This is a genomic window from Serratia sp. PGPR-27 (assembly GCF_022678525.1).
Classification (GTDB): domain Bacteria; phylum Pseudomonadota; class Gammaproteobacteria; order Enterobacterales; family Enterobacteriaceae; genus Serratia; species Serratia nematodiphila.
On the sequence record NZ_JALBYS010000024.1, the window covers coordinates 1 to 26,365 of the forward strand.

The following is a 26,365-nucleotide window of genomic DNA, read 5'->3' on the forward strand; positions in this document are numbered from 1 at the left end:
CCATCGTCAACACCGACGACGCGATACCGGGCTCCGGCTTCTTCGTGCGCGGCAAGATCGAGAAAAACAAGCGGCATTACCCCTGGGCGCAATTCATCGTCGACAGCGACGGGCTGGGGCGCATGGCCTGGCGGCTGCCGGAGGAAAGCTCCACCATCGTAGTGCTGGACAAGGCCGGGCGCGTGCAGTGGGCGAAGGACGGCGCACTCACCCCGCAAGAAGTTGACCAGGTGATCGCCCTGCTGCGCGCGCTGATCGCGCAGGAGACGCCATGAAGCGCACGCCGCCGGGAACCGATAACGCATGTCTTTGATTGAACGCTATATCACGGTTGAGATCCGCCGCCTGGTGATGATGATCGCCGGGTTTCTGATCTTCATGTTCGCCAGCTACTCCGCCCAGCGCTACCTGACCGACGCCGCCAACGGCACGCTGGCGCTGCGGGTGGTGGCCGACGTGGTTTTCTATAAATCGCTGATCGCGCTGGAGATGATATTGCCCGTCGCGCTGTATGTCTCGGTGGCGGTCGCGCTGAGCCAGATGTACAGCGATGCGGAGATCACCGCCATGCTGGCCGCCGGCGCCAGCCCGCTGCGGCTGTACAAGGCGGTGCTGATACTCGCCGTGCCGCTGGCGATAGCGGTCACGCTGCTGTCGCTGTATGGCAGACCCTGGGCGTACGCCAATATTTATCAGCTGCAGCAACAGTCGCAATCGGTGCTGGACGTGAGCCACCTGCAGGCCGACAAATTCAACGTCAGCGGCAACGGCCGCATGATCCTCGCCAGTCACGTCGACAAAACGGCCAACCACCTGACGGACGCCCTGATTTATGTGCGCGGCGGCCATCACACCAACCTGTACCGCGCGCAGTCGGTGGAGGTGCTCGACGCCTCCCCCGCCAGCCCCGCCGTGCGGCTGAAAACCGGTACCGCCTATGTGCTGGATCGTGAGGGCGCCGACGACAACGGGCAGAACTACGACAACTTCGACATCGCGCTCAAACCGTTCTTGCCCAGCGCCGAGAGCCGGCACAAGTCGGCCTCGCCGGCGGAACTGGCGCGCTCCGCCGATCCGGGCGACGCCGCCGAACTGCAATGGCGCGAGAGCCGCGGGCTGACCACCGTGCTGATGGTGCTGCTGGCGATCCCCTTTAGCCGCATCAAGCCGCGGCAGGGGCGCTACGCCGCGCTGCTGCCCCTCACGGTTCTGTTTACCGTGATTTTCTATGGCGGCAACATTTGCCGCACGCTGGTGGCCAACGGCTCTCTGCCAACGATCCCCGGCGTTTGGCTGGTGCCGATAGCGATGGCTGTCGGTATCGCCCTGCTGCTGGCGCGCGACCTATCCCTGCTGCGGAAACCCTCCCGATGACCCTTTTTAGCCGCTATCTGATCCGCAACGTGTTCATCGGCTTCGCCGCCGCGGCCGGGCTGCTCATCCCGCTGTTCACCACCTTTACGCTGATCAACGAGCTGGAGGACGTGACCCCAGGCGGCTACCGCTGGCAGCAGGCGCTGCTGGTGACCGTGATGACCCTGCCGCGCAGCCTGGTCGATCTGGGGCCGTTTATCGCGCTGCTCGGCGGCATCGTTGGGCTGGGGCAGCTCTCCAAGAGCCTGGAGCTGACGGCGATCCGTTCCGCCGGGATGTCGATATTCCGCATCGCGCTGGTGATGCTCGCCGCCGGGCTGCTGATGAACCTCTCGCTCGGCGCCCTCGATGAATGGGCCGCCTCGCCGCTGCAGCAACGCGCGCTGCAAATGAAGAATAACGCCCTGGCGCAGTCGAATAATAACGACGTTACCGTTAACCCGCTGTGGGCGCGGCACGGCAACGAGTTTGTAACAGTGAAGACCGTCGATGAGAACGACCAGCCCCACGGCATTGAGATCTTCCGTTATCAAGCCAACCGCGCGCTGGAGTCTTACATTTACGCCGACAGCGCCAGAACCGCCGCTGACGGCAGCTGGCTGCTGCACAACGTGATGCAGAAAAGCTGGCAAGGCAGAAAGGAGACGATTGCGCGACAAGACAGCCTGCTCTGGCGCTCACTGTTCGCCGTGCCGAGCCTGAAAGAGCTGACCCTGCCGGCGGGCAGTTTCTCGCTCCAACAGCTGGATCGCTATATCGATTACCTGCAAGGCTCGGGGCAGCCCAGCACCGAATACCGCCTGGCGCTGTGGAAAAAACTCGGCCAGCCTCTGCTGGTGCTGGCGATGATTTTGCTGGCCATCCCGTTTACCTTCACCGCCCCGCGCGCCCCCGGCATGGGCAGCCGGCTAGCGCTTGGCGTCATCATCGGGCTGCTGACCTACATCGCTTACCAGATCGTTCTCAACCTGGGATTGCTGTTCGCCCTCAACGCGCCCTTCACCGCCCTCGCCCCGCCGCTTTTGCTCCTGGCGTTGGCGCTGGCGCTGGTTTATCGGTTTGACCGGCGGGGTTAAGCATTTTCTGAGGTTGATAAGGGATAAGAAGAGAATCGTAATTTCCATTCCAGAGAAAATATCACGCACTCACCTGCTCGCGATTTTTAAGGATGTTAGTTAATGGCAAAGATAGCTGTTTGTATACTGACTTTTAACTCCTCTCGTTTATTACACGAGGTGCTTTCTCCACTCATGGGCATTGCGGATGAGTGGATTGTGGTGGACTCCGGCAGTACGGATAAAACGCTGTCTATTTGCCAAAGCTTTGGAATAAGCCCTATTTATCATCGTTTCGAGACTCACGGACGGCAAATGAACTTTGCGATTTCTCAAGCTCATCATGACTGGGTGTTGTGCCTGGACAGCGACGAAATCCTTGATGCCGAAACCATAGCGTCCATTTTAAAATTCAAAGCGCAGGAAAACCCACCGCCACAGCAAGCCTTTAGAATCAAAAGGAATTGGTTTGTTCTCGGACAGCCAGTCAGAACGATTTATCCCATCTCCTCACCGGACTACCCCGTTCGGCTGTTCAATAGAACGCAGGTCAGGTTCAATGATGCTCCGGTAGATGATGCCGCTGAAGGCTATATTCACACGTCGGTCATTCCCGGCAATGTTAAGCACGATACCTTTTACTCTCTCCATGAAATATTCAACAAGCTCAATAGCTATACGACAAGGGTAGTGAAATACAGAAATATTAGGCCCTCGTTATTTCGTGGCGTCGTTAGCGCGATCGGCGCATTTTTCAAATGGTACGTACTGAGCGGCGCATGGAAGGAAGGCAAAGTCGGCGCCGTCACTGGGTTTTATGCCGTGGCCTACAGTTTCCTGAAGTATTTTAAATCCTGGTATGGCAAAGATTGATAATGTTAAGGACAGAAACAGGGGCACATCCCCGCCGCTACTGATCCTGGCGTTGGTTTATCGATTTATGCGGCGGAGTTAACACCCTACAGCAGCCTTTAGAAAACAAGAACTTTCCAGTTAATAGTTGGCCGGCTTTACAAATTGGCCTGAGCCGTTATCATCCTTTATTTGGTGTCCTATGCGCCGTTAGCTATCGCTGGCTGCCGTTCGATAACATGCCCCTCAGGGGGCCATCGAGTGCAAGGAGTGCGAGCGCCCGCCTGAACAGGCTAAGACGCAGCAAGCAAAGGAAGAGACACACTATGTTTTCCAGTTTGAAACTGCTGTATATCGCCGATGATATTATTTCACCTGATGATTGAAGATCAGAAAGACGAGGATGTCGCCACTATCAGGGGGAGAATATGAGCAAGTTGATAATGGCAATGGCGTTACTGTTTACTGTTCTCATGATGCAAGGATGCAAAAAAAACATGGAATATGAACCACAGGATTTTTTTGAAGGCCAGCAACTGGACATCGCACAGCTGATTTATGATGGCGATGAAGTGAAACTGAAAGAGAAACTTCCCTCTGTCAGCAAGGAAGAACTGAATCGACCGGTTAAGGCAGACATGACCCTGCTGTTTTGGTCGGTGCTAAACTCAATCTATGATAAAAACACGCCAGAAAGGCTGAAAATAATAACCGACTTGGTAAAAACTGGCGCAGACCCGCTGCAACCCAGACCAGAAGGAGGTAGCAGCCCAGCGGAATTCGTCATGAAAGCCGACAAGGGGATTTGGGTCAAAGCCATGCTCGACGGCGGTTTACCGCCAAACGCAAAAGATAAGGTATTCAATGAGCCCATTGTATTCCAGACAATCAAAGCCAAGAACACGGAAACGTTAAAGGTGATGCTGGATTATGGCGCGGATATAAATATCAGAGACTCCTTACAACAAACCTTATTAATGGATGCTTTTTTTAGCTCAGCCTTTGAGCACATGACCCTACTGCTCAATCGGGGTGCGAATCCTAACCCGGTAAATATAAACAATCTTTCGCTGTTAACAGCAGTGAATCGGCAAATAAAAGATAGCCAAGATGGCTCAGAATACAATGAACAGTGTAAGAAAATACTCGAGCTCATGCTTTTGAAAGGGGCAAAGGAAGCGCAGTAATTTCATCAACGCTGATCTGACAGCTGCCGGTTATTTATACCGGGGCTGTCAGATTGCATCTGTTTTCCGATACACACGCTATAGACCACACAATAAAACTGATTGAAGAGACGCGGGTGTCACCATTCTCAGGGGGAGAATATGAGCAAATTGATAATGGCAATAGCGCTACTGTTTACTGTCCTCATGGTGCAAGGATGCAACAAAAGCATGGAATATGAGCCACAGGATTTTTTTGAAGGCCGGCAGCTGGACATCGCACAGCTGATTTATGATGGCGATGAAGTGAAACTGAAAGAGAAGCTTCCCTCTATAAGCAAGGAAGAACTGAATCGACCGGTTAAGGCAGACATGACCCTGCTGTTTTGGTCGGTGCTAAACGCAATCTATGATAAAAATACGCCGAAAAGACTGAGGATTATTACTGACTTGGTTAAAGCAGGTGCAGACCCGCTGCAGCCCAGACCGGAAGGGGGAAGCAGCCCGGCGGAATTTGTCATGAAAGCCGACAAGGGAATTTGGATCAAGGCCATGCTCGACGGCGGTTTGCCGCCAAACGCAAAAGATAAGGTATTCAATCAACCCATTATATTCGAAGCTTTAGAAGCAAAAAAACCTGAAACGTTAAAGGTGATGCTGGATTATGGCGCAGACATAAATACAAGAGACTCATTGGGAAACACCTTATTGATAAGCTCACTGGATTCTCATTCGTTTGATCATACGATTTTTTTGTTAGAGAGAGGTGCAGATAGCAAAATAAAAGGGAAATTTGGTTGGACTATGGGCAATCAGCTTCAGCGCTTTATAGATAGAGGTGTAGGCGATGCCGAGGATAAAGAGAAAATTGACAAGATAAAAGAGTTGTTAATTAAAAATGGTGGTGACTGGCCTCCACTACCTATAGAGAATTGATACTCCCCTCCCCTACGGCATGAATAGGTCGACGTCGAAAACATGTAATATGCCGCTCAGGGGCGAAATGGCAACCGCCCCTGCTCGCTCTGCCGATAGTTGCCGACGTTAACGCAACTCCTTCGCTATCGCGCTAAACATCAGCGATGCTTCCAGCGGTTGCGCGCTGAAAGAAGGCTCCGCCTGCGGCCAGGTGGACCACTGGACGATCACCAGATTCTCCGCCTGATTCACCATGATCATCTGGCCGAAGATCCCCAGCGCCCACAGGGAATGCTTGAGGGACGCCTGCGGAGCGGGTTCTACGTTAGTCGCATTCATTGGCACTTCGTTGTTCCACCACTGGTAGCCGTAGATGCCGTCAGGATGCGCCACCGATACCGAGCCCGTCGCCCGCGTCCAGTTGGACGACTGGGCTACCCAATCTTCCGGCAAGATCTGTTTGCCGTTCGGCAACGTCCCGTTATGCAGAATGAACTCACCGAAGCGCCCCCAGTCTTCCAGCGTGGCGTTGAACCCGTGCGCGCCCACGTCGTGCTGGCCTTTGGCGTAGGCATGCCACACGCCGTCGCTCGCCATGCCGTACGGCTGCCAGATGCTTTGCTCCAGATAGGCCGCCAGCGGCATGCCGGTGGCGCGCTCCAGCACATCGCCCAGCAACCAGGCACCGCCGGAGGAGTAAGACCAGTTCTGCCCGGCCGGATGCGCACGCTGCAGGCCGGCCACCAGCTTGCGCACGCAGGCATAGGTGCCGGGTTTGGCTTCACACTCGGTCAGCTGCGCGAAGTCCGACTTCGGGTTGGTGTAATCCTCATTCCACGCCACGCCGGAGGTGTGGGTTATCAGCTGCCTGAGGGTCACGCCGTCCCACGCGGTGCCTTTCAGATCGGGTTCGTATTGCGTGATGAGATCGTCGAGCGAGCGGATCTTGCCCTGTTTAATCGCCACGCCCACCAGCGTGGCGACCACGGATTTGCCCACCGAGCGCGACGTCCACAGCGTGGCGTCAGCATTGCCCTGCCCCAGATATTTCCAGGCGATTTTGCCGTCTTTCAATACCAGCATGCCGCTGACGTTCTGGCGCTGAAGATAATCCTGCAGGCTGTAGGTTTTGCCATTCACCTGATAGCTGGCATTCGTTAGCTGTTTAGCGGCAGCCGGCAGCGGCGCGGCATTGCCGTGATGAAACACATCCCCGGCATAGTTGCGGTAGTCATTACGAAAACCGATCACCCGGTCGCTCTGGCTCCAGGTGAGCATCTTGTGCGTGTCCGGCAATTGCGCATCGAAAGGCGCCGGACAGGCTCTGAGTTCGGTGCCCGCACAGGCGGCCAGCGCGGCGGGCGCCAACAGGCCGCTGCAGAGACTGATGACAACGCCCGCCAGCAGGCTGCGGTTAAACACTTTGCTTTTCATATTTCTTCTCGCTTAGCTCAGGAAGGCGTTCAGCTTAAAAAAACGCGGCCTATAATAAAAAACGCCTGATGGGGGAAAATCCCCCGAAAAATCGACGGGAGAACCGCGTGCCGAGCCTGATTTATTCCTTTGCCCAACTGGAAGCCTTCACCGCCGTAGCCGAGCACGGCAGCCTGGCGAAAGCCGCGCTCAAGCTGGGCAAAGACCGCACGACGCTGCGCGATTTGATTGATTTTCTGGAGGATGGCTTGGGCTATGCGCTGTTCCTGCGCGAGGGGCGCAGCCTGCACCTGACGCCGGAGGGCGAACAGCTGCAGCGCCAGGCGCACCTGCTGATGCGCCAGGTGAAAGCGTTTGAGGCGTTTGCCAAAGACGTGCCGAAGAGCGCGGCGCAGGAAATCTCGCTGGTCTACGATCCCTTTACGCCCCGCGCGTTGCTGCAGGCGCTGATTGCCGCCATGGCCCAGCGAAACACGCGCCTGAGCCTGATTAACGCCTCACGCGACGAAGCGGAAAGCCTGCTGGCAAGCGGCCAGGCCGATCTGGGCATCTGCCAGGCGCGCAACCGCAGCGTGGGCGACACCATGGAGTGGCGCGCCCTAGGGGCGATAGAGATGGATTTTTACGCCGCCAAAGCGCTTTTCCCCAGCGCGGAACAGCCGCTTTCGCTGCTGGAACTCTCGCTCACACCGCAGGTAATTATGCACCCGGATTCTGACGAACCGGTGGCGCGCCGCCTGCAAATTTCCGGGCACACAATATTTACCAACGAGCTGGAAATGCTGCGCGCCCTGCTCGAACAGGGCTGCGGCTGGGGATTCCTGCCGACGCATATGCATGCCGAACAGTGGAAAAACGTCAACACGCTGCGCACCGAAGTGGGCAGCCAGGGGATAAGCCAAACGATGGTGACTATCTGGAAGCCGGGCAATGACCGACGAGCGCTGATTGATGAGACGTTGGGGTTGTTGCCGGGATTGTGGCGGGGGGTTGGGGGTGAAAAGTTGCTGTTAGATTAGCGGTGTTGTTATCGGTAGTTGATCGTGGGGAGCATCGCCTGCGTTGTTGGTCCGTTCGCTCTTAAGCGGGGATTGATGCTTCCTCCAATGAGCCCCTCAGCGCCTTCGCTCCACCGCTGCTGGCGCTGGTTTGTTGCTTTGAATGGTGGCATTTGAGGGGCTTCTTTGAGCGAGGAGCGGAAGTTCGCAACTCTAACAACTACTTGACTAACATTGAGGTATCTTAACCAACGGAGATCAGGTAATAGTCACTTTAGTTGCTTCAATGGATAAGAATTAGTGGTACTGGAACCGTCGCTGTAGAGCTCGGTAATAATAATTTTTTTACCATCAATAGAATATTTGACCGTACTGTCTGCAGGATCATCCCGCCAGCGACCAGTACTGTCAGGATTGTCAGATGCCCACATAACTTGATCACCTATAAGTTTGCATTTGATTGCCCAACGGGTACCATCGCTCTGTCGGATATAATGTACATAGGCAATACCTGATTCGACTTTATCAAGCTGCATGATCTTATGGTCACGGCCAAACATCGCAGCAGAAGCAGCCCTGCAAACCTGACCTACCATGACTTCAGAAGCCTGTACCGGCGCAGTAAACACCAGCGGAACAAGAAGTAAGAGTTTCTTCATTCGGATCAATCCATTTTGTTTATTTTCAGGAATAACGCTGAATGTATATTTCGGCAACTTAAAGCATTTCTTGACAAGAATTTAGCGTTACTGTGACAGGACTGATTAATTTAGTCCCTAGCGTAATCCCAAACTCTACCTAACTGTCAGCTTTGTTCCTGCTATACATTCTCAGCGTGGTAAGCAAACAAAACATCGGGCATGAGGCCAGTTTTCTCTATGGTTTTCAGCACGGACTGAGTAGATAATTCAGCGATAACCTTCATTGCCTCATCACGGATCTCAACATATGCAGGGTTATCTCGGGGTACAAATGGCTCAAGGAGGTGACCAATCGCTTTACCGTTAACAGAGAGGCTGAATGTGCCAACGGCACGATCCACATTCCAGATATAAATGAGAGGACCTAGCTCAATACCCTCGCAATCATCTTCGTTACGGCCCCCCGGAAGATAGACGGGCATAGACAACTTTTCATCATTCAGCGTCAGCGCAATAAACTGTTTTGCCGTGATTGAGGAACCTTGCCCAGGCTCAGTTTCAGGTCTTTTCTTTCTAAAGAATCCGAACATGCCTTTTCCTTGTTAGTGGTGAGTCAGAAAGATAATTAGCAGTCCTATAGTGCTAAATCATCAGGTCAATGGAATGACCTGTTCCCGCTTGATTAATATATTATGATGTCAGTAATGTCCACTTCTGGCATAAAGCAATCATTGTTACCTAACTTCGACCATGAAACACACTTTGCCAAACTCTCCGCCAACAAAATATGGCCACATAAAATGATTTAATTCGTAACTAATAAATAAATGAAATTATTAATTTCGTTTCCATTTCGTTATTTTCCCTTTCCCACTCCAAAGTCCCAACCATTCCTCCAACCACTCCCCCCTAGCACCGCCCCCGCCCTTTCCCTACAATAAGGGATCTGTTGAGGCATAACGCAAGGAAAGACGGTGTCGAAAGCCAATCCCAATGCCACTATCGTGGATATCGCCCGCCGCGCCAGGGTGACCAATATCACCGTTTCCCGCGCCTTCAATAAGCCCGAGCTGGTCAAGCCGGAAACCCGCGAGCGCATTCACGCCATCGCCAAAGAGCTGAACTATGTGCCCAACGCGTTCGCGCAGGGGCTGAAAAGCAGCAGCAGCCAGATTATCGGCATCGTCACCAGCAGCATGTACAACCCGTTCTATTCCGGCCTGATCAAGACCGTGTCGCGCATTGCGCGCCAGCAGGGCTACCAGATCATGCTGTTCGACACCGACGGCAGCGAAGAGGCGGAAATGCGCGCCATTCAGGCGCTGTTCGGCTACAAGGCGCGCGGCATCCTGCTATCGGCGGTGCGTGACGACAAGCGCTACCGCCCCGCCTATCTCGAGCTGGCCGAGGTGTACGGCGTGCCGCTGATCCTGATCGACCGCGATCTCTACGATCAGCAGCTGAGCGGCGTGTTCCTCGATAACCGCGAGATCGGCGTGCTGGCCGGGCGTTATCTGGCGGAGCAGCCGGAGCAGAAGCTGCTGATTATCGGCGGCCCGGCGGATTCGGAAATTACGCTAACGCGCACCGCCGGCATCGTCGCAGCCTTGCAGGGCAGCGGGCGTGAGATTCATATCATCAACGGCGACTACGATTTCACCTCGCAAGAGAGCGAGGTGCGCGCCTATCTGGCGCAGCCGGAGAACCGCCCGGATTACATCATCGGCCTGAACGGCATCATCACGCTGGGTGCCATCGCCATCTGCCACGAGATGGGGCTTTATCAGCAGGTGAAGTTCTTCTCGATAGACGAGCCGCCGCGCGCCGGCGCTTACGGCCTGCACATTCCGGGGGTGTATCACGATACGCAGAAACTGGGGGAGATCGCCGCGGAGCTGCTGTTCAGCGCCATTAACAGCCCGCGCGGCGAGCTGCCAGTGCGCAGAGAGTTCTTCACCGGCTCGCTGTTGAATCGCTGACGGGTGTTATTGCCCGTAGTAGGCGTGTTTGCCGTGCTTGCGCAGGAAATGTTTGTCCAATAGCTCCGGCTGCATCGGGGCGATGGCCGGCGCCAGCTGGCGCGTCGCCATCGCCATGATCGCCACCTCCTCCAGCACCACCGCGTTGTGCACCGCATCCGCCGCGTCCTTGCCCCAGGCGAACGGGCCGTGGGAGTATACCAGCACCCCCGGCACCTGCTGCGGATCGCGCCCCGCCTGACTGAAGGTCTCGATGATTACCTTGCCGGTTTCCCCCTCGTAATCCCCGGCGATCTCCGCCTCGCTCATCGGCCGGGTGCAGGGAATGTCGCCGTAAAAGTAGTCGGCGTGGGTGGTGCCCAGCGCCGGGATCGGCTGCCCGGCCTGCGCCCAGATGGTGGCGTTGCGGCTGTGGGTGTGCACCACGCCGCCGATATCGGCGAAGGCGCGGTACAGCGCCAGGTGGGTGGCGGTGTCGGATGAGGGCTTGCGGTGCCCTTCGCGCACCTTACCCTCCAGATCCACCACCACCAAATCCTCCAGCGTCATCGCCTCGTAGGCGATGCCCGAAGGCTTGATCACCACCAGCCCGCTCTGGCGGTCGATCGCCGAGACGTTGCCCCAGGTAAAGGTCACCAGCCCGTATGCCGGCAGGCTGAGGTTGGCGGCCAGCACCTGCCGCTTGAGTTCGTTCAGCATGCGATGCCTCCCTCATTCATCTGTTGTTCGATCCAGGCCTTGGCCTGTGCGATGCGTTGCTTATCCCGCCCGTCTTCGCGCGCCCACATCTCCAGCAGATAGGGGCCGCGATAGCCGAGCGCGTTGAGCACGGAAAAGGCGTGGGCGAAATCCACGCAGCCTTCGCCGAACGGCACGTCGCGGAACTGCCCGGCGCTGCCCGGCCCCACCGCCACGGTGTCTTTGAGGTGTATGGCGGTGATGCTGCCGATGCCCAGCGCCAGCTCGGCGGCGACGTCGTTGCCCCAGGCGCTGAGGTTGCCGAGATCGGGATACACCGTGAACCACGGGCTGTTGACGTGGCGGGCGATGTCGCGCCATTTGCTGATGCTGTTGATGAACAGCGTATCCATCACCTCCACCGACAGCATCACCTGCGCCCTGGCGGCCTGCGCCGCCGCCCACTGCATGCCCTCGATAAAGCGCTCGCGGCTGTGGCGATCGGCCGGTTCGTAATAGACGTCGTAACCCGCCAGCTGGATGTTGCGAATGCCGAGATCCGTCGCCAGTTCCAGCGCCTTGCTCATCAGCACCTGCGCCCGTTCGCGGGTGGCAGCGTCGGCGCTGCCGAACGGATCGCGCCGGTGCGCCGACAGGCACAGGCTCGGCACCGTCACCCCGCTGTCGAGCCGCGCCTGGATAAACGCCAGCCGCTGGCGGCGATCCCAGTCCAGCCGCTGCTGGCGCGCCGGCTGTTCGTCTATAGACATCTCTACAAATTCAAAGCCCAGCTCGGCGGCGGTCGCCAGCCGCTGCGGCCAGTCCAGATCGGCGGGCAGCGCTTTTTCATACAGCCCCAGACAGGCAGCGTTAGTCGTTTGCATCAGTCACCTCACTCAAAGCCTGAGCGACCGCCAGATAGCGCGCCTGCTGGGCGCGCAGGCGCCGATGGGCGGCGGTCGCGGGATAATAACAGCGCAGTTTGGGCGGCGCGGCGGCGATCGCTTCGGCGAACCCGGCGTACTCCCCGGCGCCGACGGCGGCGCACAGGGCGGCGGCGCGGCAGCCGCTCTGGCGCGTTTCCACCACCTCAAGCGGCAGGTTGCCGGCGTCGGCGTACATCTGCATCCAGACCTCGGACTGCGTCGGCCCGCCGGTCATGCGCACCCGCTCGATGCGCGGGTTCAGTTGCACCATGCGCTCCTGATGGATCAGGTGCGAGAACACGATGCCCTGGTAGATCGCCTGCACCACGTCCGCCATCTCGTGGTGGGCGCTCAGGCCGATCAGCCCGCCCGGCGTGTTGCCGCCGAGGTTGGAGCCGTACAGATACGGCAGGAACAGCAGCCCGCTGGGCTGCTCGCGGCGCTCGGCCACCCAGGCGTTGAACTGGGCGTAGCGCTGCCGGTCGTCGGCGCAGAACTGGCGCAGGAACCAGGCCAGGTTGCCTGCCGAGGTCGGGCTGCCTTCGTGCACGAAATAGCGGCCGTCGATGCAGTAGCGCCCCCAGGCGTAGGGGTAATCGGCGGGAATGATGCGCTCGGTCACGCAGGTGGCGATCGACCAGGTGCCCGCCACCGCGCTGAGCGTGCGATCGTCGGCCACGCCGGAGCTGAGCGCCGCGCCCACCACGTCGAACAGGCCGCCGTACACCGCAGTGCCCGCTCGCAGGCCGCACTGCGCCGCCGCAGCGGCCGTCACCCGCCCGGCCAGCTGCGCCGAGCCGATCGTTGGCGCGGTCTTCTCCTGCGCCTCTTCGATGCCGAAGGCCGCCATCAGCGCCGGATCGTAAGCGCCGCTGCGCTGGTTAAACAGGTTGCTGCCGGAGATGTTGGTCACTTCGGCCGCCGCCTCGCCGGTGAGGCGAAAGCGCAGGTAGTCGTGCGCCATCAGGATGCGATCGACGGCGGCGTACTGCGCCGGTTGCCGCTGCTTCAGCCAGCGCAGCAGCAGCGCCGGGTGGCTGGGCCACAGCGGCTGCAGGCTGCGCGGGTAGCTCTGCGCATCCACGCCGGCGCAGCGCAGCTCAGCCACCGTGGCCGCCGCGCGGTTGTCCGAAGAGAGGATGCCGTTGCCGACCGGCTTGCCGTGGCGGTCGATGGCGTACAGCCCTTTGCCGTGCGCCGAAAAGCTGACGCCGCGCACCTGCCCGGCCTCCAGCCCCGCCGCGTGCAGCGTCTGGCGGATCGCCGCGCAAACGTCATCCCACAGCGCGTCCATATTGCGCTCGCTAAAGCCCGGCTGGGCGGCGATCGCCGCGCCGTCACGCTCGGCGATCGCCAGTTCTTCGCCGCTTGCCCGGTACAGCCCGGCCTTGATCACCGTGCCGCCGACGTCTATGCCAAGAAAGACTGACATCGCGCCTCCTATTTGCGCCGCACGGAGCTGAGGTAGATGGCGGCCAGGATAATGCCGCCCTTCACCACGTTCTGGATATACGGCGATACGTTCATCAGATTGAGGCCGTTGTTAAGCACCCCGAGCATCATCGCCCCCACCAGCGTGCCGACGATGGCGCCGCGCCCGCCGGAGATCGCCGCCCCGCCCAGCACTACGGCGGCGATGGCGTCCAGCTCGAAGCCTTCACCGGCGTTGGGCTGCCCGCTCATCAGGCGCGAGGTCAGCACCAGCCCGGCCAGCGCGGCGGTCAGGCCGCTGATCACGTACACCAGCATCTTGTAGCGCGGCACGCGGATGCCGCTCAGGCGCGCCGCCTCTTCGTTGCCGCCCATTGCATAGACGTAGCGGCCGAACGGCAGCTGGTTGAGCATCAGCCAGGCCAGCAGGTACACGCCGAGCATGATCAGGATCGGCACCTGGATGCCCAGCACCGTGCCGCGGCCGAAGAAGGAGAAGACGTCGGGCAGGCCGGAGATCGGGTAGCCGCCGGTATAGAGCAGCGCCAAGCCGCGGGCGATGCCCATCGACGCCAGGGTGACGATGATCGGCGGCATGCGCAGGTAGGCGATGCAGGCGCCGTTGGCCAGGCCGAACAGCGCGCCGAGCGCCAGCGCGGCCACCATCGCCAGCGGGATCGGCACCGCCGCCAGCATCAGCCCGGCGGCGACCGAACCGGCCAGCGCCATCACCGGCCCCACCGAGAGATCGATGCCGCCGGTCAGGATGGCGCAGGTCATGCCCACCGCGATGATGGCGTTGATCGACACCTGGCGCGCCACGTTGGTCAGGTTGTTGACGCTGAGGAAGCTGTCGTTCAGCAGGCTCATCAGCACGAACAGGACAGCGAAGCCGATAAACGGCAGAACCGCCGGGTGATGCAGCAGTTTTTCCCAGCGCTTGCCGAGGCTGGGGCCGGCGGCGCGGCGCGCCACGGCGGGTTGTTCAATTCCTATCATAAGGCACTCCCGGTCGCGTGAAGCATGATGTGGTTGGATTCGATGTCGTCGCCGGTCAGCTCGGCGACGATGTGGCCGCCGCGAAACACCAGCACGCGGTCGCACACGCCGATGATCTCCGGCAGTTCGGAGGAAATCATGATGATGGAGATGCCCTGCTGGGTCAGTTGCTGCATCAGCTGGTAGATCTCGGCCTTGGCGCCCACGTCGATGCCGCGCGTCGGCTCGTCGAAGATCAGGATGTTGCAGTCGTTGTTGAGCCAGCGGGCGATCACCACTTTCTGCTGGTTGCCGCCGCTCAGGGTGCTGACGGCGGTCTCGGCGTCCGGGGTTTTCACCCCCACGGCGCGGATCAGCCGCTGCACCACGTCGCGATCCTTGCGGGCGCTGACGAAGATCTTGCCGCGCCGGTGGTGCCGGTTGAGGGTGATGTTCTGCGCCACCGAAAACGGCAGCACCAGGCCCTCGGTTTTGCGGCTCTCCGGCAGCAGGCCGATGCCCTGCGCCAGCGCCTGCGCCGGGGAGCGCAGCGCCGCCGGTTGGCCGCCGAGGCTGACGCGTTTGCGGTGGCAGCGGCTGGCGCCGATCAGCGCCGAGACGGTCTCGGTGCGCCCGGAGCCCACCAGCCCGGCGAAGCCGAGGATCTCACCCTTGTGCAGCCGAAAACGGTCGGTCGCGCCGTGCTTCTCGCGCTGGATCTCCGCCTCCAGCAGCACCGTCGCGGTATCGACCGGATGCTGTTTCACCGGGAAGGCGTTCTCGATTTTGCGCCCGACCATCAGCCGCACCAGCTCTTCCACGTTGGTGTCGCCGGTGGCCAACGTTTCGATGTAGGCGCCGTCGCGCAGCACGGTGATGCGATCGCAGATGGTGAAGATCTCGTCCAAATGGTGCGAGATAAACACCATGCCAACGCCCAGCAGCCGCAGATCGTTCATCACGCTGAACAGGTGTTCGGCCTCGCCCGGCGTCAGCGTGGCGGTCGGTTCGTCCAGCACCAGCACCCGCGCCTCCAGCGACAGCGCCTTGGCGATCTCCACAAACTGCTGCTGCGCCACGCTCAGCTGCTCCACCGGGCAATCGAGATCGATAGCCACCGTCAGCCGCTTGAAGATCGCCTCGGCCTTGCGCCGCATCGCCCGCCGATCCAGCAGGCCCCAGCGGTTCCTGATCTCCCGGTTGAGGAAGATGTTGTCGATGGCGCTCATGTAGGGAATCAACGAGAATTCCTGAAAAATAATGCCGACCCCGGCCTCGATCGCCTGGCGATAGTTGTTAAAGCGGCGCTGCTCGCCGTCGATAAAAATGTCGCCCTCGTCCGGCTGATGGATGCCGCACATGATTTTCACCAGCGTCGATTTGCCGGCGCCGTTTTCGCCCAGCAGGGCGTGCACCTCGCCCCGTTGAATGGCCAGATCGATGCCGTCCAGCGCCTTCACGCCGGGAAAGCTCTTTTTTATTCGCTTCAGTTCCAGTAAAGGTGTCACCGCATTGCCCTCCGCGCCGAACGCCCCGCCGCAGCGGGGCGAACCTGGCCGCTGTTACCAGCTAAAGCCGGCCGCATTGCTGCGGTCGATCAGCTTCACTTTGACCGGCACGGTTTTCGGCACCGTGGCGCCCCAGTAGCGGGCCAGCGCAATGCCGAGCGCGATGCGCAGCTGGTCGCGCGGGAACTGCGCCGAGGTAGCGATGAACGGCGAATTCGGCTTGAGGATCTCTTTGATGGCTTCCGGCTGGCCGTCGACGCTCACCAGCTTGACCTTGGCGCCGTTGCTTTCGATCGCCGCCAGGGCACCGAGCGCGCCGACGTCGTTGACGCTGAAGATGCCCGCCAAATCCGGTGCCGACTGCAGCATGTTTTCGGTGACGGTCAGCGCGGTGTCGCGCTCCTGCTTGCCGTTTTGTTTGGTGACGATCTTGATGTCGGGGTATTTTTTCATCGCCGCTTCAAAGCCGCGCACGCGCTCCAGGATCGGCACCACCGGGATGCCGTCGAGGATCGCCACCTTGCCTTTGCCGCCCAGCGCTTTCGCCAGGTATTCGCCCGCCTGGAAGCCGGCGTCGTAGTTTTCCGAGCCGACGAACGAGTCCAGCGGCCCTTCGGCCTGCGCGTCGATCGCCACCACCACCGCGCCGGCCTTATGGGCGGAGATCACCGCCGACTGCACCCCCACCGAGTCGGTCGGGTTGATCAGCAGGATATCCACCTTCTTCTGCAGCATGTCTTCCACGTCGCCGATCTGCTTGGCGACGTCATGGCGGGCATCGGCCACATACACCTTGGCGCCGATATCCGCCGCCGCCTGATCCAGCGCCTGCTTCATGGTGACGAAGTAGTCGTTGTTCATTTCCTGGAACGACATACCGATAGTGATTTGCTTGGCCAGCGCCCCATGGCTGGCCGCCAACATTCCACCGGCGACGATAAAAGGCAGGGTCTTTTTGAATAATGAAAACATAGCCAATTCTCCTGTAGGGAAGCTTCTTGTTGTGGTTATCAGAGCAACAGCATGTCTTTACGTTTGGCCGACCGGCCGGCCCCCCCATTGCGGAGCGGGCCGGCGATCGTGACTGCAACAGCGGTACGGCGGGAGGGTCAGGGAACCAGGATCACCTTGATGGAGTCGGTCGAGTCCGCCAGGGCGAAGGCTTCGTCCCAGTCGTTCAATGAATAGCTGTGGGTCACCACGCCGCTTGAGGTCACCAGCCCGCGCTCGAACAGATCGATGGCGATCTCATAGCTGTAGGGCGCCAGGTGCGCGCCGCGAATGTCCAGCTCCTTGCGATCGCCGATGATCGACCAGTCGACGGTGGTTTCCTTGCCGAACACGCTGAACTCCACGAAGCGGCCCAGCTTGCGGATCATCTGCAGCCCCTGAGTAACGCCGATCGGCGCGCCGGTGGCCTCGATGTAGACGTCGCAGCCGTAGCCACCGGTCAGCGATTTGACGATCTGGTCGGCGTCTTCCTTCAGCGGGTTGATCACCACGTCGGCGCCAAATTCCTTCGCCAGCGCCAGCCGCTCGTCGATGGCGTCGATCACGATCAGTTTCTTCGGCGTCTTCAGGCGTGCCACCTGCACCATGCACAGCCCAAGCGGCCCGGCGCCGGCCAGCACCACCACGTCGTCCAGCTGAATGTCGCCGCGCGCCACGGTGTGGATGGCGCAGGCCATCGGTTCGATCAAGACCGCGTCTTCATGGCTCAGGCTTTCCGGGATCTTGTGCACGATGGCGTTCTCGGAAAAGCGCATGTATTCCGCCATGCCGCCCTCCGCCACGTCTTTCTGGAAGCCGTAAATGTTATGCGTCTCACACATCCAGTAACTGCCGGATTTGCAGTAACGGCACTCCCAGCACGGCACGATCTGCTCGGCGATCACCCGCTCACCGATCCGGTATTTGCCTTCCGCGCCCTCGCCCAGCGCGGCGATGCGGCCGTAGAACTCGTGCCCCGGCACCACCGGCGGTTTGACCCACGGGGTCTCCCCCCAAAACATCTGTGCGCCGTTCTTGCACTTGCAGTCGCCTGCGCAGATGCCGCAGCCTTCCACCTTGATCACCAGCTCGCGCGCCTTCGGCAGCGGCGTGGGCACCTGTTCGAAACGGTAGTCCTGCGGGCCGTGGCAAACGACCGCGCGCATTTTTTCCGGCAACTGGCTCATCTATTCCTCCAATACTCTCATTAAACTCTTGAAAATTATAAATGTTGACGTTGTCATTTTTATCAAACAAAAAACGAACTGAGTTATAAAATTATAAATTTCAACAAATTAACCATTACACATCCCGATAACTAAAAATGACAACGTGAACATAGAGCGACATATAACCAAAGCTGCAAAAATAATTATTTGAGCAAAATCACAGTTCGTTAACATTGCGGCTAAAAATGCTACAAATGCGGATCGCGATCCCATTTACGGGATCGGCGATCCGGGCAGATCCGCTAAATCAGCAGGCGCACGCGATCGTAGATCTGGCGATCCTCCGGCCGCGACGATCGCACCTGCTGGCGCAGGGTGCGCACCAGCGTGTCGATAAACGCATGGGCGGCGGCGCTCAGAATGCTGTTGCGCCGGGTGACGATATTCAGCTGCGCCGGTTGGCAGCTCTCGCGCAGCGCCAGCGGCTGCAGGCGAGAGGCGAATTGCGGCAGCGCGGCGATCGGCCGCGGGCACCAGGTGCACATCTCGGCGGATTCCACCAGCGCCTGCAGCATGCCGAACGAATGCGCCTGGATAATGCGCTGGCGCGGCAGGCGCGCGCCGTGGCGGTGGAACACCTCGTCGAGCAGCGCATCGAAACTTTCCTGGGTATAGCTCATCACCCAATCCTGCTCCAGCAGCTGATGCAGCGAGGTGCTGTGCGCCAGCGGGTGGCCGCGCCGCACCATGTACGCCGTTTCATACTCCAGCAGCGGCTCGCAGTGAAACTCCTGCGGCGCCGACGACGCCGGCAGCGGCGTGATGGCGAAATCCATCGTGCCCTCGCGCAGCTGCGACTGCGCGTTGGCCATCAGGCTTTCCGACAGTTCCAGCCGCACCGCCGGCACTTTGCCGCGAAACGCCATCACCGCCGGCGGCAGCACCGTCAGCATCAGCCAGGGAGTGATCGCCGCCTTGACCAGATCCGCCGCACTCCCGCGCAGCGCCGCCATTTCGCCCTGCGCCTGCTCCAACTGGTTCAGCACCAGCCGGGCGTGCGCCAGCAGGGTTTTGCCGTAGGGGGTAAAACCCAGCCCGGTCGGCGTGCGGATCAGCAGCGGCAGCGCCTGTTCTTGCTCCAGTTCGCGCAGTGCGCGGGTCACCGCCGCCTGCGACAGCCCCAGATGCCGCGCCGCCGCGCGAATGCTGCCGCTGTCGGCGCTGGCCACCAGCGCCTGCAGTTGGTGCAGTTTCATGTCCACCTCCTGACAATCATAAGTTGTCAGCATAACCGAACGGCGGCTACCCGGCAAAAATGGAGTTTGCTAGTCTCGATGCCTATCCCCTCTGCCCCGTTCCCCGCCCACTGGCCGGGACCCTTTTGCCGGAGACCGTGATGATGCATTCACTGCTACTGCCTGAGATCGCCGCCGTTCATGATGAGATGGTCGCGCTTCGCCGCCACCTTCACGCCCACCCGGAGCTGGGCTTCCAGGAGTTCGCCACTTCGGATCTGGTGGCACAGCGGCTGGAGGAATGGGGTTACCGCGTCACGCGCGGCGTAGGACAAACCGGCGTTGTCGCCACACTGCAGCGCGGGCCGGGAAAATCGCTCGGCATCCGCGCCGACATGGACGCCCTGCCGATTGCCGAAACCACCGAACTGCCTTATGCCAGCACCCATTCCGGGGTGATGCATGCCTGCGGCCACGACGGGCACACCGCCATGCTGCTGGCGGCGGCGCGCTATCTGGCGCGGCAGCCGAACTTTTGCGGCACGCTGCATCTGATCTTTCAGCCGGCGGAAGAAGGCGGCGGCGGCGCCAGAGTGATGATTGAAGACGGCCTGTTTGAGCGCTTCCCCTGCGACGCGGTGTTCGCCATGCACAACGTGCCCGGCTTACCCACCGGCCACCTGGGCTTCGCCTGCGGCCCCTTCATGTGCTCGGCCGATACGGTGCACATAACCCTGCACGGCCACGGCGGCCACGGCGCGGTGCCGCAGAGCACCGTCGATCCGGTGGTGGCCTGCGCAGCCATCGTTATGAGCCTGCAAACCATCGTGGCGCGCAATATCGATCCGCAGGAAACGGCGATCGTCACCGTGGGGGCGATGCAGGCCGGCCAGGCCGCCAACGTGATCCCGGCGACCGCCACCCTGACGCTCAGCGTGCGCGCGCTGACGGCGGCGGTGCGCGCGCGGCTGGAACAGCGCATCACCGAACTGGTCACGGCGCAGGCCGCCAGCTTCGGCGCCCGCGCGGAGATCGACTATCAACACGGCTACCCGGTGCTGGTGAACCACCCGGCAGAAACCGAACTGGCGCGCGCGGTAGCGCTGGAATGGGCCGGAGAGAGCCGAGTGATCCCCACGCTGCGGCCGTTCACCGCCAGCGAAGATTTCGCCTTTATGCTGGAGAAGTGCCCGGGCAGCTACATCTCGATCGGCAACGGCCCCGCCACGCCGGGCAATTCCCTGCACAACCCCGGTTATGACTTCAACGACGACAGTCTGTCGTTGGGCGCCACTTACTGGGTCAAATTGGTCGAGCGCTTTTTGGCTCGCCCCGCGGTTTAATCGCCAACACAGAGGAAATGACATGAAAATCATCAAAGGGCTGTTGTTGCTGCTGCCGCTGGCCGCGAGTTTTCCCGCGCTGAGCGGTGAATTCAGCGGCAAAGTGATCAAGCTGGGCATCGATCCCACCTTTCCGCCGCTGGAGTATAAAAATCAGCAGGGCAAGCTGACCGGCTTCGGCGTCGATATCGCCCAGGCGCTGTGTGACCAGATGCAGGCCAAATGCGTGTGGGTGGAAAGCAGCTGGGACGGCATGATCCCCGGCCTGCAGGCGAAGAAGTTCGACGCCATCGCCTCGTCGATGACCATCACGCCGCAGCGCCGGCAGCAGATCGCTTTCTCCAGCAAAGTCTCCAACGCCCCGGCGCGGCTGGTGGCGCATAAAGGCAGCAATCTGCAGCCTACCGCCGCCTCGCTGAAGGGTAAATCGGTCGGCGTGCAGCAAGGTTCCAGCCAGGAGACCTACGCCAACGCGCTGTGGCGGCCGGCCGGCGTCAACGTGGTGGCTTACCAAAGCCAGCAGGAGGTGAACGAAGATCTGGCCAACGGCCGCCTGGATGCGTCGCTGCTGGCCAGCGTCAGCGCCAGCGAATTCTTCAAAACGCCCGGCGGCAAAGACTTCGCCTTTATCGGCGCCGAATTGAGCGACAGCAAGTACTTCGGCGTCGGCGACGGCATCGGGGTGCGCAAAGAGGATACCGCGCTGCTTAACGCCTTCAACGCCGCGCTGCAGGCGATCCGCGCCAACGGCACTTACAAGAAAATCAACGACAAGTATTTCGATTTCGACATGTACGGTGCGGAGCAGTAACACGCGTTCCCCGGCGGTCACCTGCAGATCCTGCAGGATGGGGAGGCGCCTTCGGCCGCCGGGGAACGCCCCAACGGAAACGGCAATGTCGGCAAGAACGGAAAATCAGGCGGGATAAGGATGCGGGCCAGGCAGGACGCCCGGCCCGCTAAAGCGGGTTACTTCACTTCGCCCATCGCCTTCAGCTTTTTGGACAGCTCGCGGCGTTCTTTGGACAGATCGGCATTTTTGATGATGTAGTCATCAACGCGATCTTCGTAGTCGCTGCGCATGTTGGCGATGATGCCCTGAATGTCTTCAATGCTCATGCCGGGCTTGATGTACTCACTCAGGTTGTCGAGCAGCAGCACGCGCTTCTGGTTATCACGAATTTTCTTTTCGTTGTCGACGATCTCGCGTTGCAGTTTGTTTTTGCGGCGGAACATACGCACAAACTCCAGCACGTCCTGGAAACTCGGCTTATTTGCATTATCCATCTTTATACCCTTGCTTTAGTAATACACAGATTCATTTGCTTACGGCCACATGGCACCAAGATACAGGTTTGTGGCGGTCCGGCACAACAGTGATTGGCTTATCTTATCCACTTTGCCCCGGCGGCCAAAACCCAAAGCGCCGCCTTCATGATCTGACCCCTTATTCGCGCCCGGCGGCGGTGCAAACCTGGAGCAGATCCCCCAGCTCTTCCAACTGCTGCGCCAGCTCCATGCTGAGCCAGACATAGCCGTAAATCGGCGCTTCGCCGTGCTGGCCAAGGCTGACCTCTTGCATCAGCGTTTTCAGCTCGCCGGCGATCTCCGCCAACTGCCCCGCCGCCGCCTGCCGCTGCGCCTGCGGCCCTTCGCGCATCAGCACCGCCAACGACTCCAGCGAGCTCAGCGTCAGCAGCTGGGTGCTGCGCAGCGTGCGGGCGTTCAACATGATGAAGTGCGTTTCACGCGAGGCCCAGTAGGCGTCGGCCATCAGCTCCAGCGTGCATACCAGATTGCGGCTGAGGGTTTGCACCGCCTCGAACACCGCTTTGGGGATGCGGGTTTCCTTGCTGGCGGGCACGATCAGGCTGCGCAACTTCACCACCTGATTCAACAGATCCTTGAGCTGCGGCTCCAGCCGCGGCCGCTCAATGACGTTCGGCGAAAAATACGCGCCGTAGAGGCGGGCGGCGGTTTGCAGGCAGTCCGCCATCTGCATGCGCCACAGAATATAGGCGCGCTGCGGGTAGATGCTGGTGAACAGCAGCGCCAGCAGCGAGCCGAAGATCACGTCGCCGCTGCGCCACAGCGCGGTGTGCATGTCACCGGCGCCCGCGCCGCACACCACCGCCAGCGTGATCCCCACCAGCAGCGCCATATACGGCCGTTTGCCGAGCGTCAGGTAACCGCAGACGAACATCACCACGCCGCACCATGCCAGCATCAGCGGCAGCGAATAGAGTTCCAGATACAGGGCGATCAGGCCGGAAGCCGCGCCGAACACCGTGCCGGCAATGCGTTGCAGCGCCCGCTGCAGCACGTTGCCCCAAAACGAGATCGGCCCCATCACCACCACCAGGGTGATCAGCGGCCAGGTGCCTTCGGGCACCGCCAGCAGGCGGATCAGCAGAAAGGTCAGGATAAACGCCAGCCCGATGCGCACGCCGTGAACGATGCGATAGTGGCGATAGGTCAGCAGTTCAAGTGAAGAGATTTTTCGATCGAGGCGCACAGTGCCTCCGATAAACACCAGCCAGGCCGCTATTTTAGCGGAGGAAGCCCGGCGAGGAAAAGGCGAATGAGGCGTCCCCCATTCACCTTCAGGCTCAGGCGGCGTATTTGTCGACCAACGCGCGCAGAACGGCGGCGGTCTCCACATCCATCACGCCGTCATACTTCTGCGGACGGAAGTGCAGCTGGAACGCACGCACCAGCTGGCGATAGCCTTCTGCGGTGTTCGCCGCCGAGGTGTCGTAGCCGTATTGGGCGAACAGTTTCAGCAGCTCAGCCTGCGCCGGCAGGCCCTGGCTGCAGTATTCCTGCTGGCGCTGCTGCTTGGTCGCTTCGTCATACCAGGCGCCGACGCCGGCCTGATACAGCTGCTGCCACGGGAACTGCGGGCCCGGATCGCTCTTGCGGCCCGGCGCGATGTCGGAGTGCGCCACCACGTTCACCGGCGAGATGTCCGGATAGCGCTGCAGGATGTTCTGCGCCAGCTGGGTGACCGCCTCGATCTGCTGCGGATTGAACGGCGGGAAGGTGATGTTTCCACCGTCGCCGCTCGCCAGGTTGACGATCTCGATGCCGATCGAGGTGTCGTTGATATTGCTGCGGGTGCCCCACTGGCTGGTGCCGGCATGCCAGGCGCGCTCGTTCTCGTCCACCAGGTTGAAAATGCGCACGCCGCTGAAGCCGGCGGCCTGGTAGGTGGCATCGGTCGGATCCGGCACCAGATAGTGCGCGCTGACCGATTTTCCGGTCAACGACGTCACCGAGTCGGCGAAGTTTTGCGCCGTGTAGTGCAGCACCAGAAAACGCACGCGGTGGCCGAAGCTGGCGACCGATCGGTAGCTATTGTAATCAATCTTGTACATCGTAAAGTCCCTCTCTCGTTTGATTTCACTGAGCGGCCTCTCATCATGACAGGCCGCTCCGCACAGGTGAACCCTTGGCTCACCCTTTTTGTTTTAGCTAATTGCTAAATCATGCGCAAGCGTTTTTTAGCAAAACAGTTATTTACCTTTTTGCTAAAGAGTGCGATCATTGCACGATGGAAACTAAAGAAATCAGGCGCAACAATCTGCGCGAATTGATGGCCCGCTACGCCCGACAAGGTGTCAACCAGAATGAGTTCGCCACGCTGGTTGAGTCTTCCGCGCCGACGCTGAGCCAAATCATCGGGGAGAAATCCTCCCGCAATCTTGGCGACAATCTGGCCAGGCGGATCGAGGCCAGGCTGAATTTGCCCAAGGGCTGGTTCGACGTGTTTCATGAAAAGCAGCTGGTGCGCCCGTTTGACAACGTGGCGGCGGAGTCGGACTTCCAGCCCGCCCGTTTGAAACCGGTGGTATGGGAAGATACCGAACAAGACAAGGAAGAGTTTGTGGAGATCCCGCTGCTGGATATCGATTTTTCCGCCGGCGACGGCTGCTACGAAATCGTCGATCGCGAGGAGTTTTCGCTGATCTTCCGCCGTTACTATCTGCACAAGATGGGGGTGGCGGTCAACGCCGCGCGCATTATCCGCATCTCCGGCTCCAGCATGGAACCGCGTCTGCAGGACGGCGACGTGGTCGGCATCAACACCGACGACACGCGCATCCGCGAGGGCAAGACCTACGCCATCCGCCACGGCAATTTGCTGCGGGTGAAGGTGCTGATCGAACAGCCGGACGGCGGCGTCGTCATCCGCTCCCTCAACCGGGAAGAGTACCAGGACGAGCATCTCAGCTATCAGCAGCGCAAGGAGCAACTGGTGGTGCTCGGCCGCGTCTTCTGGTCGTCTTCGTCCTGGTAACGGACGATAACCTCGGGCGCCCGTTGCGCCCGGCGGTTATTTGAAGTCCACCACCATCTGCTGCTGGATAGACAGCCCGCGCGTCGACTGCACGCAGCCGGCGATGTAGTCGGTGAAACGCGGCGGTTTCGGCATGCCCAGCTTGAGGATCTTCTCGTTGCTGAAACGCACGTTGAGCATGGCGAACGATCCGTACAGGCGCATCGCCTTCAGCATCAGCCGCTCGTTGCACGGACCGAAAATGTCTTTCAGCTGGCGGCGCATTTTCACCAGCGCGTCATAGGTCACCTGCGCATACTCATCGCCCACCGGCGCTTTTTCCAGGGCCGCCGCCATGGCATTGTCAATTTCGGCAAAGCTGACGCTGCTCTCCTCACCGGCGGAGATGTGATAAACGTCGTTCTCCAGCGTTTCGCTGTTCATCAGCATCACCAGCGCATCCGCGCAGTAGTCCGCCGGGATCACGTCGATATTGTCCTGCAGCGAGCACATGAACTTGCGCAGCATCAGCGCCATGCCAAACACCCAGAAAATGCTGCTGGAAGGCTGGCAGCCCAGGCGGGTGTGCCCCACCACGATCGACGGACGAGCGATGGTCAACGGCATTTGCGGGCAGCGCTGGCGCATCAGCTGTTCGATGGTGGATTTGGAACGGGTATATTCCACCAGGTGTTCGGCGTCTTCCTCAAACTCGCCGCTCTCCGCCACCAGCGAACCCGGCTCCGGCGAACAGGACATGGCGGTGCCGACGTGCAGGAAACGTTTTAATCCCGGCACCTGCGCCATTCTTTCGGCAAAGGCCAGAGTGCCTTCTACGTTTACCTTCCAAATGAGCGGGTTATTACCAAATGAAGCAACGGCCGCGCAGTTAATAACGTGCGTAACATTGTTAATACGAGCGTCAGTTAAAAAGTCGGCCGGCTCGGAAAGGTCGCCCAATAATATATTTTCAATCGTAATTTTAGACAGCAGGTTCGCATCGATATTAAACTTTTCCATATTCTCGCGAATACGGGCCAGCCCTTGCTGCGCATCGTCTGCACGCACCAGTAAAAGATAATTAACAGACTGATTTTCAATCAATAATTTTTCGAGAACCGCACCACCAAGAAAGCCGGTAGCGCCGGTCAACAGTAGCGTTTTCATCATTGTCACCCACATTGGCATTGAATGTGGTTGATTGTATCCGCGGATATTTAAACAAATATTAAATAGAATTACGGCGCCCTTAAACACTTTTCTTAATATTATCTTAAGGAATCTTTTGAAACATCCATCATGGGTTTAGTAACAAAAGAACCGCGTAGATTCTATGATTAATCTCCGCCGTTTAAATACTATTGATGTAGTGCCTGATTTAATTTAACGGTCAATGTTATTTCTCTTCTCG

26 protein-coding genes are annotated in these 26,365 nt (G+C 59.6%); 11 read left to right on the forward strand and 15 right to left on the reverse strand.

The annotated features are described in order from the left end of the window. The 6 genes from MMS95_RS14405 to MMS95_RS14430 form a co-directional block, all read left to right on the forward strand. Positions 1-275: YtfJ family protein (locus tag MMS95_RS14405; RefSeq protein ID WP_277951846.1), on the forward strand; the 275-nt coding region annotated here is incomplete at its 5' end. Between the two features lie 28 nt (positions 276-303). Next, entirely contained in the window at positions 304-1,374 is a 1,071-nt protein-coding gene (gene lptF, locus MMS95_RS14410) for an LPS export ABC transporter permease LptF (RefSeq protein WP_242141826.1), read from the forward strand. After that, positions 1,371-2,450 (forward strand): LPS export ABC transporter permease LptG, encoded by a 1,080-nt coding sequence (gene lptG / locus MMS95_RS14415; RefSeq protein WP_242141828.1) that lies wholly within the window; start codon positions 1,371-1,373, stop codon positions 2,448-2,450. Before lptF ends, lptG begins: the two co-directional genes overlap by 4 nt. A gap of 102 nt (positions 2,451-2,552) precedes the next feature. Next, complete coding sequence (locus MMS95_RS14420; RefSeq protein ID WP_033632589.1) at positions 2,553-3,302, forward strand: glycosyltransferase family 2 protein; 750 nt, start codon at positions 2,553-2,555, stop codon at positions 3,300-3,302. A gap of 407 nt (positions 3,303-3,709) precedes the next feature. Continuing rightward, entirely contained in the window at positions 3,710-4,468 is a 759-nt protein-coding gene (locus MMS95_RS14425) for an ankyrin repeat domain-containing protein (RefSeq protein ID WP_049279661.1), read from the forward strand. A gap of 141 nt (positions 4,469-4,609) precedes the next feature. Continuing rightward, the gene (locus MMS95_RS14430) at positions 4,610-5,383 is read left to right on the forward strand and encodes an ankyrin repeat domain-containing protein (RefSeq protein ID WP_242141830.1); all 774 of its coding nucleotides are present in this window, start codon (positions 4,610-4,612) and stop codon (positions 5,381-5,383) included. Positions 5,384-5,491: 108 nt separating this feature from the next. Here MMS95_RS14430 and MMS95_RS14435 read toward each other — a convergent pair whose 3' ends face one another. Continuing rightward, the gene (locus MMS95_RS14435) at positions 5,492-6,799 is read right to left on the reverse strand and encodes a serine hydrolase (protein WP_242141832.1); all 1,308 of its coding nucleotides are present in this window, start codon (positions 6,797-6,799) and stop codon (positions 5,492-5,494) included. Positions 6,800-6,906: 107 nt separating this feature from the next. On the opposite strand from MMS95_RS14435, the gene MMS95_RS14440 reads away from it, so the two are divergent. Next, entirely contained in the window at positions 6,907-7,818 is a 912-nt protein-coding gene (locus MMS95_RS14440) for a LysR family transcriptional regulator (RefSeq protein WP_242141835.1), read from the forward strand. Between the two features lie 248 nt (positions 7,819-8,066). On the opposite strand, the gene MMS95_RS14445 is transcribed toward MMS95_RS14440, so the two are convergent. Both MMS95_RS14445 and MMS95_RS14450 read right to left on the reverse strand, forming a co-directional pair. Continuing rightward, positions 8,067-8,456, reverse strand: coding sequence for a hypothetical protein (locus MMS95_RS14445; RefSeq protein ID WP_242141837.1), 390 nt, complete (start codon positions 8,454-8,456; stop codon positions 8,067-8,069). A 161-nt stretch (positions 8,457-8,617) separates the two neighbouring features. Then, entirely contained in the window at positions 8,618-9,028 is a 411-nt protein-coding gene (locus MMS95_RS14450; RefSeq protein WP_242141839.1) for a hypothetical protein, read from the reverse strand. Positions 9,029-9,412: 384 nt separating this feature from the next. On the opposite strand from MMS95_RS14450, the gene MMS95_RS14455 reads away from it, so the two are divergent. After that, positions 9,413-10,417, forward strand: a complete 1,005-nt coding sequence (locus MMS95_RS14455) for a LacI family DNA-binding transcriptional regulator (protein WP_004935582.1) — start codon at positions 9,413-9,415, stop codon at positions 10,415-10,417. A 6-nt stretch (positions 10,418-10,423) separates the two neighbouring features. Here MMS95_RS14455 and araD read toward each other — a convergent pair whose 3' ends face one another. From araD to MMS95_RS14495, 8 genes are all read right to left on the reverse strand, one after another. Further along, entirely contained in the window at positions 10,424-11,116 is a 693-nt protein-coding gene (gene araD / locus MMS95_RS14460; RefSeq protein WP_033651896.1) for an L-ribulose-5-phosphate 4-epimerase, read from the reverse strand. Continuing rightward, on the reverse strand, positions 11,110-11,979 hold the full coding sequence (locus tag MMS95_RS14465; protein ID WP_242141841.1) for an L-ribulose-5-phosphate 3-epimerase: 870 nt from the start codon (positions 11,977-11,979) through the stop codon (positions 11,110-11,112). The genes araD and MMS95_RS14465 overlap by 7 nt, the downstream gene beginning before the upstream one ends. Then, positions 11,966-13,453: an FGGY-family carbohydrate kinase gene (locus MMS95_RS14470; protein ID WP_075686122.1), complete on the reverse strand. Its 1,488-nt coding sequence runs from the start codon at positions 13,451-13,453 to the stop codon at positions 11,966-11,968. Before MMS95_RS14470 ends, MMS95_RS14465 begins: the two co-directional genes overlap by 14 nt. A gap of 8 nt (positions 13,454-13,461) precedes the next feature. Then, entirely contained in the window at positions 13,462-14,451 is a 990-nt protein-coding gene (locus tag MMS95_RS14475; protein ID WP_015378500.1) for a ribose ABC superfamily ATP-binding cassette transporter permease, read from the reverse strand. Beyond that, entirely contained in the window at positions 14,448-15,938 is a 1,491-nt protein-coding gene (locus tag MMS95_RS14480) for a sugar ABC transporter ATP-binding protein (RefSeq protein WP_085058782.1), read from the reverse strand. Before MMS95_RS14480 ends, MMS95_RS14475 begins: the two co-directional genes overlap by 4 nt. A gap of 54 nt (positions 15,939-15,992) precedes the next feature. After that, positions 15,993-16,910 carry an ABC transporter substrate-binding protein gene (locus tag MMS95_RS14485; protein WP_015378502.1) on the reverse strand — a complete coding sequence of 306 codons (918 nt, stop codon included), beginning with the start codon at positions 16,908-16,910 and terminating at the stop codon, positions 15,993-15,995. A gap of 137 nt (positions 16,911-17,047) precedes the next feature. Beyond that, positions 17,048-18,115: an alcohol dehydrogenase catalytic domain-containing protein gene (locus MMS95_RS14490; RefSeq protein WP_033632578.1), complete on the reverse strand. Its 1,068-nt coding sequence runs from the start codon at positions 18,113-18,115 to the stop codon at positions 17,048-17,050. Positions 18,116-18,399: 284 nt separating this feature from the next. Next, positions 18,400-19,353, reverse strand: coding sequence for a LysR substrate-binding domain-containing protein (locus MMS95_RS14495; RefSeq protein ID WP_082996592.1), 954 nt, complete (start codon positions 19,351-19,353; stop codon positions 18,400-18,402). Between the two features lie 140 nt (positions 19,354-19,493). Here MMS95_RS14495 and MMS95_RS14500 point away from each other — a divergent pair, with 140 nt between their 5' ends. Both MMS95_RS14500 and MMS95_RS14505 read left to right on the forward strand, forming a co-directional pair. Then, entirely contained in the window at positions 19,494-20,675 is a 1,182-nt protein-coding gene (locus MMS95_RS14500) for a M20 aminoacylase family protein (RefSeq protein WP_082996591.1), read from the forward strand. Positions 20,676-20,697: 22 nt separating this feature from the next. Continuing rightward, on the forward strand, positions 20,698-21,486 hold the full coding sequence (locus MMS95_RS14505; protein ID WP_131164945.1) for an ABC transporter substrate-binding protein: 789 nt from the start codon (positions 20,698-20,700) through the stop codon (positions 21,484-21,486). A gap of 158 nt (positions 21,487-21,644) precedes the next feature. Here MMS95_RS14505 and tmaR read toward each other — a convergent pair whose 3' ends face one another. The 3 genes from tmaR to MMS95_RS14520 all read right to left on the reverse strand — a co-directional run bounded on the left by tmaR (position 21,645) and on the right by MMS95_RS14520 (position 24,052). Continuing rightward, entirely contained in the window at positions 21,645-21,962 is a 318-nt protein-coding gene (gene tmaR / locus MMS95_RS14510; protein WP_004935612.1) for a PTS system regulator TmaR, read from the reverse strand. Positions 21,963-22,122: 160 nt separating this feature from the next. Beyond that, positions 22,123-23,190, reverse strand: coding sequence for an FUSC family protein (locus MMS95_RS14515; RefSeq protein WP_033632575.1), 1,068 nt, complete (start codon positions 23,188-23,190; stop codon positions 22,123-22,125). Positions 23,191-23,284: 94 nt separating this feature from the next. Next, a complete protein-coding gene (locus MMS95_RS14520; RefSeq protein WP_021505907.1) occupies positions 23,285-24,052 on the reverse strand; it encodes an N-acetylmuramoyl-L-alanine amidase in 768 nt (255 codons plus the stop codon). A 176-nt stretch (positions 24,053-24,228) separates the two neighbouring features. Here MMS95_RS14520 and MMS95_RS14525 point away from each other — a divergent pair, with 176 nt between their 5' ends. Then, positions 24,229-24,975, forward strand: coding sequence for a helix-turn-helix transcriptional regulator (locus MMS95_RS14525; protein ID WP_004935623.1), 747 nt, complete (start codon positions 24,229-24,231; stop codon positions 24,973-24,975). Positions 24,976-25,011: 36 nt separating this feature from the next. Here the strand turns inward: MMS95_RS14525 and MMS95_RS14530 are convergent, their stop codons facing one another. Further along, positions 25,012-26,121, reverse strand: a complete 1,110-nt coding sequence (locus tag MMS95_RS14530; protein WP_031300714.1) for an SDR family oxidoreductase — start codon at positions 26,119-26,121, stop codon at positions 25,012-25,014. Between the last annotated feature and the right edge of the window lie 244 nt (positions 26,122-26,365).